The sequence below is a fragment of the Marisediminicola sp. LYQ85 genome, from assembly GCF_046600695.1.
Taxonomy (GTDB): Bacteria; Actinomycetota; Actinomycetes; order Actinomycetales; family Microbacteriaceae; genus Marisediminicola.
Genome location: NZ_JBKIWO010000001.1, coordinates 262,857 through 275,345 on the forward strand (window position 1 = coordinate 262,857; position 12,489 = coordinate 275,345).

General features: G+C 71.8%; 12 protein-coding genes. 7 read left to right on the plus strand and 5 right to left on the minus strand.

The features are described from left to right. Positions 1 to 117 precede the first annotated feature (117 nt). Positions 118 to 444, plus strand: coding sequence for an antibiotic biosynthesis monooxygenase family protein (locus ACLHG5_RS01160; RefSeq protein ID WP_411316033.1), 327 nt, complete (start codon positions 118 to 120; stop codon positions 442 to 444). Further along, positions 441 to 1,448, plus strand: coding sequence for a TIGR03557 family F420-dependent LLM class oxidoreductase (locus ACLHG5_RS01165; protein ID WP_411317613.1), 1,008 nt, complete (start codon positions 441 to 443; stop codon positions 1,446 to 1,448). Before ACLHG5_RS01160 ends, ACLHG5_RS01165 begins: the two co-directional genes overlap by 4 nt. Positions 1,449 to 1,510: 62 nt before the next feature. Here the strand turns inward: ACLHG5_RS01165 and ACLHG5_RS01170 are convergent, their stop codons facing one another. Further along, complete coding sequence (locus ACLHG5_RS01170) at positions 1,511 to 1,930, minus strand: hypothetical protein (protein WP_411317614.1); 420 nt, start codon at positions 1,928 to 1,930, stop codon at positions 1,511 to 1,513. Positions 1,931 to 2,261: 331 nt separating this feature from the next. On the opposite strand from ACLHG5_RS01170, the gene cofE reads away from it, so the two are divergent. The 5 genes from cofE (at position 2,262) to cofC (ending at position 8,564) form a co-directional block, all read left to right on the plus strand. Further along, the gene (gene cofE / locus ACLHG5_RS01175; RefSeq protein ID WP_411316030.1) at positions 2,262 to 3,059 is read left to right on the plus strand and encodes a coenzyme F420-0:L-glutamate ligase; all 798 of its coding nucleotides are present in this window, start codon (positions 2,262 to 2,264) and stop codon (positions 3,057 to 3,059) included. A 73-nt stretch (positions 3,060 to 3,132) separates the two neighbouring features. Continuing rightward, a complete protein-coding gene (locus tag ACLHG5_RS01180) occupies positions 3,133 to 4,152 on the plus strand; it encodes an AAA family ATPase (protein WP_411316029.1) in 1,020 nt (339 codons plus the stop codon). Between the two features lie 59 nt (positions 4,153 to 4,211). Further along, positions 4,212 to 5,540: a DUF58 domain-containing protein gene (locus ACLHG5_RS01185; protein ID WP_411317615.1), complete on the plus strand. Its 1,329-nt coding sequence runs from the start codon at positions 4,212 to 4,214 to the stop codon at positions 5,538 to 5,540. Next, complete coding sequence (locus ACLHG5_RS01190; protein WP_411317616.1) at positions 5,530 to 7,845, plus strand: transglutaminaseTgpA domain-containing protein; 2,316 nt, start codon at positions 5,530 to 5,532, stop codon at positions 7,843 to 7,845. Before ACLHG5_RS01185 ends, ACLHG5_RS01190 begins: the two co-directional genes overlap by 11 nt. Next, entirely contained in the window at positions 7,842 to 8,564 is a 723-nt protein-coding gene (cofC, locus tag ACLHG5_RS01195) for a 2-phospho-L-lactate guanylyltransferase (RefSeq protein ID WP_411317617.1), read from the plus strand. The genes ACLHG5_RS01190 and cofC overlap by 4 nt, the downstream gene beginning before the upstream one ends. Before the next feature lie 29 nt (positions 8,565 to 8,593). Here the strand turns inward: cofC and cofD are convergent, their stop codons facing one another. The 4 genes from cofD to ACLHG5_RS01215 are packed head-to-tail and all read right to left on the minus strand — an operon-like array spanning position 8,594 to position 12,477. Beyond that, entirely contained in the window at positions 8,594 to 9,574 is a 981-nt protein-coding gene (gene cofD / locus ACLHG5_RS01200) for a 2-phospho-L-lactate transferase (RefSeq protein ID WP_411317618.1), read from the minus strand. Further along, entirely contained in the window at positions 9,571 to 10,404 is an 834-nt protein-coding gene (locus ACLHG5_RS01205; RefSeq protein ID WP_411317619.1) for an ABC transporter ATP-binding protein, read from the minus strand. The genes cofD and ACLHG5_RS01205 overlap by 4 nt, the downstream gene beginning before the upstream one ends. Further along, positions 10,401 to 11,450, minus strand: a complete 1,050-nt coding sequence (locus ACLHG5_RS01210; RefSeq protein WP_411317620.1) for a putative F420-0 ABC transporter permease subunit — start codon at positions 11,448 to 11,450, stop codon at positions 10,401 to 10,403. Before ACLHG5_RS01210 ends, ACLHG5_RS01205 begins: the two co-directional genes overlap by 4 nt. A 7-nt stretch (positions 11,451 to 11,457) precedes the next feature. Then, positions 11,458 to 12,477: a putative F420-0 ABC transporter substrate-binding protein gene (locus tag ACLHG5_RS01215; RefSeq protein WP_411317621.1), complete on the minus strand. Its 1,020-nt coding sequence runs from the start codon at positions 12,475 to 12,477 to the stop codon at positions 11,458 to 11,460. Positions 12,478 to 12,489: the final 12 nt, after the last annotated feature.

Genomic DNA, 12,489 nt, shown 5'->3' on the forward strand with positions numbered 1-12,489 from the left:
CCGAGCGGAACGCGCGGTCGTGATGATGCTAGAGGAGCGAGGCTGGGACTCGCGCCGCCTCGAGCAGCCGTGCGTCGTGACAGCATGAGGGAAGCATTCATCCAGTGGAGGATCCCCATGAGCATCATCAAGATCAACGCCATCACCGTTGCGGCCGACAGCGGGGACGAACTCGCCCAGCGCTTCGCCGCTCGCGCCGGAGCCGTCGACGGCCAACCCGGTTTCGAGGGGTTCGAACTGCTCAAGCCGACCGACGATCGCACGACGTGGCTCGTCATCACCCGCTGGAGCGACGACGAGTCGTTCCAGGCCTGGGTCGATTCGCCCGCGTTCGGCCACGGTCACCGCGGCCCCACCCCAGCGGAGGGTGACGCCCCGAAGGGGCACGTCGGTCTCAGCAGTGAACTGTGGTCCTACGTCGTCGCCGGCGGTTCGGCGGGGTGACCTCTCCGGGCGTGCACATCGGTTATGCCGCGATGCTCGAGCGGTTCCACCCGAACGAGATCCTCGAGTTCGCGGCGCACGCCGAGTCCCGCGGGTTCACGGGCGTCATGGCCGCCGACCACTTCCAGCCGTGGGTGCCGGCCCAGGGCAACGCCTCGTTCGTGTGGAACGTGCTCTCCGCCCTCGGTCAGACGACGTCGGGCGACCTCGGCACGGGGGTGACAGCGCCGACGTTCCGCTGGCATCCGGCGATGGTCGCGCAAGCATCCGCCACTCTCGCCGCGATGTATCCGGGCAGGCACTGGCTCGGCCTCGGGAGCGGCGAGGCCCTCAACGAGCACGTGGTCGGGCAGTACTGGCCCGAGGCGCCCGAGCGCATCAACCGGATGTTCGAGGCCGTCGACATCATCAAGAAACTGTTCGTGTCGGGGCTCAGCCACCGCGACGTGCGGCACGACGGGCAGTTCTACAAGCTCGAGTCGACGCGGCTGTGGACGATGCCCGAGGTCGCACCCGAGATCCTCGTCGCGACGGCCGGGCCCGTGGCGGCGAAGCGTGCCGGTCGCACCGTCGACGGGCTCATCACCGAGGCCGCGCCGGTCGAGAAGGTCGCGATGCTCGTGCAGCGCTTCGCGGAGGGAGCCCGCGAGGTGGGTCGCGAACCCGCGACGATGACCAAGGTGCTCCGGGTGCACGTGAGCTGGGCGGCGACCGACACCGAGGCGATGCGCAACGCGCTCACCGAGTGGCCCAACGGCGGCATCCGCTTTCCGAAGGGCGACATCCGCTCGCCGTTCGAACTCGAGCAGATCGCGCGGATGGTGCGCCCCGACGATTTCGAGGGCCGCATGCCGATCAGCTCCGACCCCGACGTGCACCGCGCGTACATCCAGCAGTTCGTCGATCTCGGCTTCGACCGCATCTATCTGCACAATGTGGGGCGCAACCAGCGAGAGTGGATCGACGTGTTCGCGCGCGAGGTGCTGCCGGCGCTGCGGAAGTAGCGCTGGCCGCACGGTCTGTCAGCCCTCGGAGTCGTCGCCGAGAAGGTCGACCTCGTCGCGTGTCAGTCGAAGGCGAAGACGTTCTCGGAGACGGCCGTGGCCCCCTCGGGCGTCGGACTGTCGTCGGGGCGGATCTCGAAGCGCCCTCCGGGACCGTCGATCTCGAGCTGCCCTGTCCCGCCGCACGCGACGTGCCAGTCGCCGCCCTCCGGTGACACGATGAGACACACGCCGAGCCCGACCACGGAATCTCCGCTCCGCGCGAGCCAGACATCGGTTCCGTCATGCTCGCCCACGAACCGTGCCGACGACATATCGAGGTCGTCGAATGCGTAGCCAGGCAGGTCGGGGAGGGCATCGCCAGGACCCGGCTCTCGCTCGAGCACGGCGAAATCAGAAGTCCCTCCCACGCATCCGGCGAGCACCGCCATGACCGACACCGCGACGATGGTCGCACCTGCACTGCGAAATCGAGCCCTCATACCGCGATGATCCCTCACCTCAGGTGGTCAGCGAAAGAGCCTCTCGAGTCACCATGCCGGTGTGCATCGCCGAGCGACGCCTCCCGAGCTCGGGAGTTCGGGCCGTAGACGCAGGTCCGGGGGCGAAATGGCCATCACTCACAAGAAGGTCTGACGGGTGCGTCTCTGAGATAGTGGCGGCGGAACCGTCGTCGCGCTGGGGGAGTTGCCAAGCCAGAAAGCCGCTGACGAGCATGGCGATGGGCACACCCCCCGGTCGAAGCGACGTGCTCGGCCCGTGTCAGCCACCACGCACAGCGGTTTGGCGCACGCGACACGGGACAATGGGGGAGTGCAGCTCACCGCGTTCTCGATCCCCGGCCTCCCCGAGTTCCAGGCGGGCGACGACCTCGCGCGCATCCTCGGCGACGCGCTCGAACCGGTCATCGAGAGCGGCGACATCGTCGCGGTGACGAGCAAGATCGTGAGCAAGGCGCAGGGGCGTCAGGTCGCCGCCGCCGATCGCGAAGACGCGATCACGAGCCAGACCGTGCGTCTCGTCGCGAGCCGCGAGCATCCGAACGGGGTCACGCGCATCGTCGAGAACCCGCTCGGTCTCGTGATGGCGGCGGCGGGAGTGGATGCGAGCAACACGCCCGACGGCGTCGTGCTGCTGCTCCCCGAAGATCCCGACGCGACCGCGCGCGAGCTGTGTGCGGCGTGGCGGGAGCGGTTCGGGTTCGACATCGGCGTCGTCGTGAGCGACACCTTCGGCAGGCCGTGGCGCGAGGGGCAGACCGACGCGGCGATCGGAGCGGCGGGGCTGCGCGTTCTCGACGACTTGCGCGGGTCGACGGATGCCTCGGGCAAGCCCCTCGCCGTCACCGCGCCCGCGGTGGCCGACGAGATCGCCGCGACGGCCGACCTCGTCAAAGGCAAAGCGTCGGGCCGACCCCTCGCGATCGTGCGGGGGCTCGCTCACCTCGTCGGCGACGTCGACCTCCCCGGCGCGCGCGTTCTCGTGAGGTCGCCCGAGAACGACATGTTCCGGGTCGGCAGCGCCGAGGCGCACGCCGCGGGGTTCGCCGCCGGACTCGCGGCGGGGCGGGCGGAGCGCGCCGAACACGCCGCACCCGATCGCGCTCTCTGAGCACCCCCGCACCGGCGTCTGGCAGACTGCGCCGAGAACACGCGAAGGAGCACGGTTGATGGTGGAGAGCTCGATGAGTGACGTACAGACCGATCCGGCCCGATCGGTTCGGGTGCCCGTGCTGGATGCGGGTGAGTTCCAACGGCTGAGCACCCTCATCGTCGCGAGCGTGGAGAAGGTCATCGACGGCAAGCGCGGCCCCGTCGAGCTCGCGCTCACGGTGCTCCTGGCCGAAGGACACCTGCTCATCGAGGATGTGCCCGGCGTCGGCAAGACCATGCTCGCGCGCGCCCTCGCTCGCTCGGTCGACTGCACGGTGTCGCGCATCCAGTTCACGCCCGACCTGCTGCCGTCGGATGTCACGGGTGTCTCGATCTTCAACCAGGCGACCCGCGAGTTCGAGTTCAAGCCCGGGCCGGTGTTCGCCAACATCGTCATCGGCGACGAGATCAACCGGGCGAGCCCGAAGACCCAGTCGGCTCTGCTCGAGAGCATGGAGGAGCGCCAGGTCACCGTCGACGGCGTCACCCACCCGCTCGCGGCACCGTTCGTCGTCGTCGCGACGCAGAACCCGGTCGAGATGGAGGGCACCTATCCTCTGCCCGAAGCGCAGCGCGACCGCTTCATGATGCGGGTGTCGATGGGATATCCGGATGCGGCGGCCGAACTCGCGATGCTGCGTCAGCGCGAGACCCACAGTCCCCTCGACGACGTGCGCAGCGTCGTCTCTACCGACCAGTTCATCGGCATGATCGCCGCCGTGCGGTCGGTCTTCGTTTCGCGAGCCGTCGAGCAGTACGCGGTCGCGATCGCGCAGGCGACGCGCGCCGAGCGGGCGCTGCGCCTCGGCGCGAGCCCGCGAGCGACGCTCCAGCTCGTGCGGGCCGCGAAAGCGCGAGCGGCACTCGACGGCCGTGAGTTCGTGCTCCCCGACGACATCGACGCCCTCGCCGTTCCCGTTCTCGCCCACCGGCTCATTCCCGCCAACAGGTCGTCGGGCGGCTCGCCCGCGTCGGCGTCCGCCCTCGACGATGTCGTGGAACGCATCGTCGCGCGCGTCGAGGTTCCCCTCGGTTCGTCGACCGCGCCCTGATGCGGTTCGTGGCGCGGGAGCGCGAGTGACGGCGGGGCGCGAATGACTGCGGGGCCCGAATGACGACAGGGCGCGTGCGTCGCTCGTCTCGGCGCCGGGAGGGCTACGGCATCCGATTGACGGCGCGCGGGTGGTGGTTCGTCGTCGCGGCGGGTGCGAGTGCCGCCGGCGCTTTCGCGGCGGGGGTGCCCGAGCTGCTCTATGTCGCGGGCCTCGCGCTCGTGCTCGTCGCCGTCGCGTTCACGCTCGTGGTCTCGCGGCGCGTGCGGCTCGACGTGGTGCGGGAGTTCGCGCCCGCCGTCGCGGCGATCGGGCAGGTCGTGTCGGTCGACGTCACGGTGCGCAACACGTCGCGCACGACTCTCGCCGCGAGCGACGCCGTCGACTTCCGCCCGTTCGGCGCGATCAATCGCGACCGCTCCCTCGCTCTGCCCGCCCTCGGCCCCGACCGCCGGGGCTCGTCGGCGAAGCCGAGCGTCGCCCACGTGCGCTATCGCCTCGAGGCGACGAGTCGCGGGGTGTTCGAGATCGGCCCGTTCGCCGTCACCGTCATCGATCCGTTCGCGCTCGCGACTCGCGTGGTGCCCGCGGGCCCTCTCGACGAACTCGTCGTGACCCCCGCGCTCGAGACCCTGAGGGATTCGGGTCTCGCCGTCATCGCGAGCGAGGGCGCCTCGGCGCTCGTGCGCCGCGCGAGCGGGGCCGACGACGACCTCTCGACACGCGAATACCGCACGGGAGACGCGATGCGCCGCGTGCACTGGCGGGCGACGGCCAAATACGGCGAGCTCATGGTGCGGCAGGAGGAGCCTCGCAGTCACGCCGAGGCGCGCGTCGTGATCGACACGAGGGCGAGCGGATACGGTCCGCTCGCGCCCGTGACGCCGAGGTCGAGCCCCGAGTTCGAGCGGGCGCTCTCGATCGCCGGGTCGATCGCCATCCACCTCGCCCACCGCGGTTTCGCGGTCGAGGTCGTCGAGTCGAGCGCGGCTCAGCTCGCCCCCGTCGCGCCCCTCCCCGAGTTCCTGCGTTCGCTCGCGACAATCGAGCTGAGTGGCGAGACCGGGCGGGTCTCACCCGACTCGCCCCTCGGTGCCCCCGTGAGACTCGACCGCGGCTCGGGATCGCTGTTCGCCGTCGTCAGCAACCCCGACCAGGAGACGCTCGACCGGCTCGAACGGCAGCGGTCGGGGTTCGGGCTCGCCGTCGCGTGCGTCGTCGATCCGGATGCCATCGCCGACGCGAGTTCGGACGACGGCGCCCGCGAGACCGCGACGGCCGCGCTCGACCGGGCGGGGTGGACGGTCATGCTCGTGAGGCCGGGCGACACCGCGGTCGACGTGTGGGCCGCGGTCGCCGACATCCACGGGGTGCGTCATGGCCGTTGACACCCGCAGCCCCGCCCGGGAGGGGCGATCGTCGACGGCGCGCGGCCCCGTGCGTGGCGGGCCGCGAGCGCGCCGAGGGCGGGAGAAACCGCGCTCGACGCTTCTCGCGAGTGCGTCTCTCGCCGGGGCGTTCCTCGCGGCGGCGTTCGGCCTCGGTGCTCTCCTCGACGGGCTCTCGTGGTGGGCGGTCGTGTCTCTCGTCGTGCTCATCGTGCTCGGCGCCGCCGCCCTCACGCGTGCGAGAGCCCGCGTCGCCGCCCTCGCCCCGATCGTCTCCGCCGTCGTGTTCGTCGTCGTCACCACTCTGTTCTTCGCGCCGGGGAGCGCGATCCTCGGCATCATCCCGACGCCCGACACGATCGCGGTGTGGCGTGCGCTCGCGGATGCCGCCCAGACGTCGATCTCCGAGCAGACGGTTCCCGCGACCGCGAACGTCGCCATCGTGTTCGCGGCGTCGGTCGGAATCGGCGCCCTCGCGTGGGTCGGCGACGTCGTCGCGATCACCCTCAGGCGCCCCCTCTTCGTGGCTGTCCCGCTGCTCGTCATCCTCGCGATACCCCCCGTCGTCGCCCCCGGCCGCTTCGACATCGCGTCGTTCGTCGCCACGAGCGCCGCGTTCCTCGCGCTCCTCGTGGTCGTGCGAGGAACCCGGCAACCGGGGGTGGCGGTCGGCATCGGCGCCGTCGCGGTCGTCGGTTCACTCCTCACCCCGCTCGTGCTCCCCGCGGTGCAGCCGTCCGTCGCCTTCGGCCCCGGGCTCTCGACGGGCATCAACCCCGTGCTCAACCTCGGCGACGATCTGCGTCGCACGACCGATCGCACCGTGCTCGAATACTCGACCGAGAGCGGCAGCGCGCAGTACCTGCGCCTCGTGACCCTCGAGCGCTTCACGGGTGACGAGTGGGCGCCGACCCCCACGCGCGTCGACACGGGCAACACGCTCGACGACTTCGGGGCGATTCCGGGGCTCGAGAGCGAGGTCCCTCTGGAACCCGAGACGACGGCGATCGACGTCGCGCGGCTCTCCTCCCCGTGGCTCCCGCTTCCCTACCCCGCGCTGTCGGTCTCGGGGGTCGAGGGGGAGTGGTTCTTCGAACCGCGCGGGCTGTCGGCATCCGGAGTCGGCGAGACCGCGACCGGTCTCGACTACACCGTCTCGAGCGTGCGCGTGACGCCGACCCCCGAGCAGTTGCTCGCGGCCGTGCCGGGCACGGACGACGTCGACGACTACCTCGAGCTCCCAGACGACCTCCCCGAGGTCATCGGGGAGACCGCGCGCACCGTCGCGGGGGATGACGGTGCCTACACCTCGGCCATCCGCCTGCAGGAGTTCTTCCGCTCCGGCGACTTCGACTACTCCGAGACCGCGCCCGTGGACAACGGCTACGACGGAACCGGGATGGAGGTCATCGCGACGTTCCTCGAGGCACGATCGGGGTATTGCGTGCACTTCTCGTCGGCGATGGCCGTCATGGCTCGCGAGCTCGGCATCCCCGCGCGGGTCGTCGTCGGCTTCCTGCCCGGTTCGACGGGGGAGGAGCCCGGGATCTTCGAGGTGTCGACCCACGACCTCCACGCGTGGCCCGAGCTCTACTTCGACGGCATCGGCTGGGTGCAGTTCGAGCCGACCCCGGGCAGGGGAGCGCTCGAGACCTACGCGGATGTGAGCATCGAGGGTGTGCCCGAGGCGACGCCCCCGGCGGAAGCCGAACCGGACGAGCCCGACGACGCGCCCGACCCCGACGTCGACCCCGACGACGGCACCGACCCCGAGACCGACCAGGACCCCGACTCGGCACTGCCCGAGACGGGGAGCACCGAGTCCGCGCAGACGCCACAGGGTGGGCTCGCGTGGGTCGGTGTCGCGGCACTGATTCTGGGCCTCGCACTCGCCCCCGCCCTCATCCGCTTCGGGCAGCGCGCGGCATTCGTGCGTCGCGCGCGCGACGGGCGGAGCGACGCCGTCGAGGCGTGGCGGGAGGTCGTCCGCGACGCGACCGACACGGGCGTCGCTCTCGTCGACACCGCGACGCCTCGCGAGAACGCGCGGCTCATCGAGGAGGCTCTGCTCAGTGCGGAGCCGGCTCTCTCGAGGGTTCTCGCGCGAGTCGAACGCCACGCGTTCGCCGGGGCCACGGCGGCAGCCGCTGCCGGTGCGGGCGCAGAGGGCGACGCACCGGGCGACGTGGCGGCCGTGCGATCGGCGCTTCTCACGAGCGCGGGAGCCGGAGGAGCCCTGCGCGCGACGGTGCTCCCCCGATCGCTCCTGCGCGCGTTCGACCGCGGGCGGACGACCCGATCGTGAGGTGGAGCGTCGTCATCCCGGTCAAACGATTGCCCGAGGCGAAGTCGAGGCTGCGCGGCGATGCCGGCGCTGGCGGCGATGCCGGCGGCGGAGCCGGTGCGGGCGGTGGATCGGCGCCGGCGAGCCCGGCGCCAGACAGCCCGGTCGCCGATCTCGCCCTCGCGTTCGCGCTCGACACCGTGAGCGCGGCGCGCGAGTCGCCCGGGGTCGACCGCGTTCTCGTGGTGTCGAGTGACGCGACCGTCGCGCGGGAGGTCACCGCGATCGGGGGTGTCGTCGTCGCCGACCCGGGAGGCGGGCTCAACGCCGCGGTCGGCGGGGGAGTCGCGGCGGCGCTCGCGGTCGCTCCCAAGGCGGGGGTCGCGGTGCTCACGGGTGACCTCCCGTCGCTCCTCCCCGCCGACCTCGGGGCGGCGCTCGCCGCGGCGGCACTGCACCCGCGAGCCGTCGTGCCCGACCACCTCGGAACGGGAACGACCCTCCTCACCGCGCGACCCGGCGAGAGCCTCGACCCCCGATTCGGTGTCGACTCGCGATCACGGCACGAGAACGCGGGTCACGAGGTGCTCGACATCGCGCTCGGGTCGAGCGTGCGGTGGGATGTCGACACCCCGGCCGATCTCGACCGCGCGGCGCAGCACGGCACAGGGCGACACACCGCTCGAGCCCTCGCCGAGCGCACCGGCGCACACGCCGCGCGACACCGACCGCGCGACTAGGGCCGCGCGACCAGGGTCCCGCGACGAGATCAGGTCGCGAGCGCGAGGGCGTCGCGGGCGATCTTCGCGGTCGCCGCGACATCCGTCATCCACAGCGGAACGGCGGCGGTGCGGATGCCCGCGGCCTCGAGTGCCGGCAGAGAGGCGGCATCGGCGTCGTCGACGAGCCACCCGTCGATCAGCCCGCCGGTCGACCGTGCGCCGTAGTGGGAGGCGACCGCCGCGGCACTCGTCTCGACGCCGATCGCGGCGAGGCAGGCGTCGGCCATTCCCCGCACGGCGGCGCCGGCGATGATCGGCGAGACCCCGATCACGGGTGCCCCCGTTGCGGAGAGTGCCGCGCGCATGCCGGGGAGCTCGAGGATCGTTCCGATCGACACGACGGGGTTCGAGGGGGCGACGAGCACGACGTCGGCGGCCGCGATCGCCTCGAGGGCTCTCGGGCTCGCCGCCGCGGTCTCGATGCCGCGCTGCACGAAGCGGCGGGCCGGGAGGGCGGCGCGGTGTCGCACCCACCACTCCTCGAAGTGCAGTTCGCGCACGGGGTCGCCGACCTCGACGTGCGTCTCGACCTCGTCGTCGGTCGCGGGCACCAGGGTCACGCCGAGATCCCAGCGAGCCGTGAGCCGCTCGGTCGCCTCGCTCAGGGTGAGGCCGTCGCGCAGCATCGAGGTTCGCGCGATGTGGGTCGCGAGGTCGAGGTCGCCGAGAGTGAACCACGGCCAGCCGACCCCGTAGGCGGTGAGCTCGGCGCTCACCCTCTCGCTCTCGCCGACGCGGCCCCATCCGCGCACCTCGTCGTTCGCGCCCGCGAGCGTGTACATGAGCGAGTCGAGGTCGGGGCACACGCGCAGGCCCGCGAGCCACAGGTCGTCTCCCGTGTTGGCGACGACCGTGATCGAGCTCGGGCCACCGGCGCCGATCCCATCGAGCTGCTCGAGGTGCTGCCGGAGGCCGCGCACGAAGCGCGCTCCGCCGACCCCTCCCGCGAGAACGGTGATCGCCGTCATGTCGTGCTCCTGGTTCTGCTTCGGGGTGCGGCCTCCGACGGGGGCTCATCGGGAGCCGCGTCGAACGCGATGACGGGGAGACCCGAGAGCGGATGCGTGAGCATCGTGACCGAGACCCCCCACACCGACTCGATGACCGATCGCGTGAGCGCCGTGCGGGGCGGGCCCGAAATCACGACGCGTCCGCGGTCGAGAACGATCACGTGGTCGGCATACGTCATCGCGAGGTTGAGGTCGTGCAGCGCAGCGACGACCGCGATGCCGCCCGCTGTCGCGAGCGAGCGCGCGAGACCGAGGATCGACAGCTGGGCGCGCACGTCGAGGTGGTTCGTCGGTTCGTCGAGCAAGAGCAACCCCGGTTGCTGGGCGAGCGCCCTCGCGAGGTGCACCCGCTGCCGCTCGCCGCCCGAGAGGGTCGAGAGGGGGCGAGCTGCGAACTCCGCGACACCCGCGTCGCGCATCGCGTCACGCACGATCGCGGCGTCGTCGCGCGAGGGCGCCCCGAAGGCCGAGAGGTGCGGGGTGCGACCGAGCGCCACGGCGTCGCGCACCGTGAGCGGCAGTTCGGCGTGCACATCCTGTTCGACGAGCGCGGCCGACCTGGCCCGTTCACGACGGCCGAGGGCGAACCAGTCGGAGCCGTTCCAGCGCACGTCACCTGACGACGGCCGCGCGACCCCGGCGAGCACACGGATGAGGGTCGACTTGCCCGCGCCGTTGGGTCCGACGATCGCCGTCACCTCGCCACCTCGCACCTCGAGATCGACCTCGTCGACGACGGACCGACCTCCCAGGGTCACCGTGACGACGCTCGCCTCGAGGCGCGTCACGCTCGCACCCTCGCCCGCACGAGCAGCCACACGAAGACGGGGGCGCCGATGACGGCGGTCACGATGCCGACGGGCAGCTCCCGCGGGTCGAATACGGTTCGTGCGAGGGTGTCGCACCAGATCAAGAAGATCGCCCCCGTGAGCGCCGAGAGGGGCAGGAGCGCGCGGTGGCGGGCACCGACGACGAGGCGCACGGCGTGCGGGAGGATGAGCCCGACGAAACCGATCGACCCGCTCACCGCGACCATCCCGCCCGTGAGGAGCGCCGTGCCGACGAGCATGAGCACGCGCATCCGCGCGACGTCGACACCGAGGGCGGCGGCGGACGTGTCACCGAACGCGAACGCGTCGAGCACGCGGCCGCCGACCATGAGGGGAACGCCCACGATCGCGAGAGCACCCACGGCGATCGCGACGGCGGGCCAGCGGGCCCCCGCGAGCGACCCGAGCAGCCACGTGATGATCTCGCGGTAGGAGTCTCCCGTCGCGGTCCAGAAGATGACGAAACTCGTGAGGGCGGCGCCGAGGCTCGACACCGCGACACCGGCGAGGATCGTGCGGCTCGGGGTCAGCGACGCACCGGTGCCCGCGATCGCGAGGGTCGCGACGAGGGCGACGAGGGCTCCGACGAAAGCGGCGCCGGGGAGGGCGACGGTGAGGCCGAGCACGAGCACCGCGACGGCGCCGAGCGAGGCGCCGGAGGAGAGCCCGAGCAGGTAGGGGTCGGCGAGCGGATTGCGTGTGACCGCTTGCATCACCGCCCCCGCGATGGCGAGGCCCGCGCCGACCGCACCCGCTGTGAGCACGCGCGGCAACCGCAACTGCCACACGATGCCGTCGCGCAAGGCGTCGAGAGGGGTCACCCCGAGACCGAGGTTGCTCGCGACCGACAACCACACGTCGGCGACGCGGATGTCTGCCTGGCCGATCGTCACCGCGACGCCGACGGACACCACGAGCGCGATCGTGAGCGCGACGCCGACGAGCACGGGGACCGCGACGGTGCGCCGCGTCGCGGTGCCGCGCGCGCTCTCGATCGTCGCCATGCCGTGATCAGCCCTCGGTCGCACTCTCGGCCAGCGCGGCGGTCGAGAGCTGATCGGCGAGGTCGGCCGCGGCATCGACGTTGCGCACCCCGGCCTCGCCCGCCGCGAAGGGCACCACGAGGTACCGCTCGTCGCGCACGGCCGAGAGCTCGGCGGTCGCCGGATTCGACTCGAGAAGCTCGATCTTGCTCTCGGCGGTGTTCCAACTCGCGTCGACGAGCACGATGACATCGGGGTCGGCGTCGACGATCGCCTCCCACCCGATCGAACTCCAGGTGTCGTCGATGTCGGACGCGATGTTCTCGAGGCCCGCGGCCTCCATGATCATCTGCGGAGCACCGATGCCCGCGCCCACGTAAGGGGTGTCTGTTCCGGAGGAGTACCAGAGGGCGGTGAGACCGCGGTCGTCGGGCTCGACGGCGTCGAGCGCGGCGCTCTGCTCGGCCACGAGGTCGGTCGCGGCATCCTCGGCGCCCAGGAGCACGCCGGCCTCGGCGATCTCGTCGAACACGTCGGCGAAGGCGAGCTTCTCGGGCATGTAGTCGCGGTCTTTGCACGCCGACGGGGCCACATAGGTGCCCACGCCGAAGCCGGCGAGAGAGTCGCGGTCACCCGCCGCTTCGGCCGTGAACATCGACTCCCAGCCCGCGTAGACGAGGTCGGGTTCGAGTTCGAGCACGGCCTCCTGGCTCGGCGCGAAGTCGGAGATCACCGGAACGTCTGCCGCGGCATCCGCCCACCGCTCGGGAACCGGCCCGTCTTGAAAAGCGGCACCGACGATGCGGTCGCCGAGACCGAGCGCGAGAACGAGCTCGGTCGTCGTCGACTTGATAGTGACGATGCGCTCGGGCGCGGCACCCGCCGTGTCGACCTCGGTGCCGCAGTTGTCGAGGATGCCGGCCGCCGCGGCGTCGGGTGAGGCCTCACCCGAATCGGAGGCGGGAGCGGTCGCGCACCCCGAGAGGGCGACGGTCGCGGCGATGACGACGGCGAGGGAGGCTGCGGGGCGGAAGCGGGAGGGGGTCACGGGCGGGCTCCT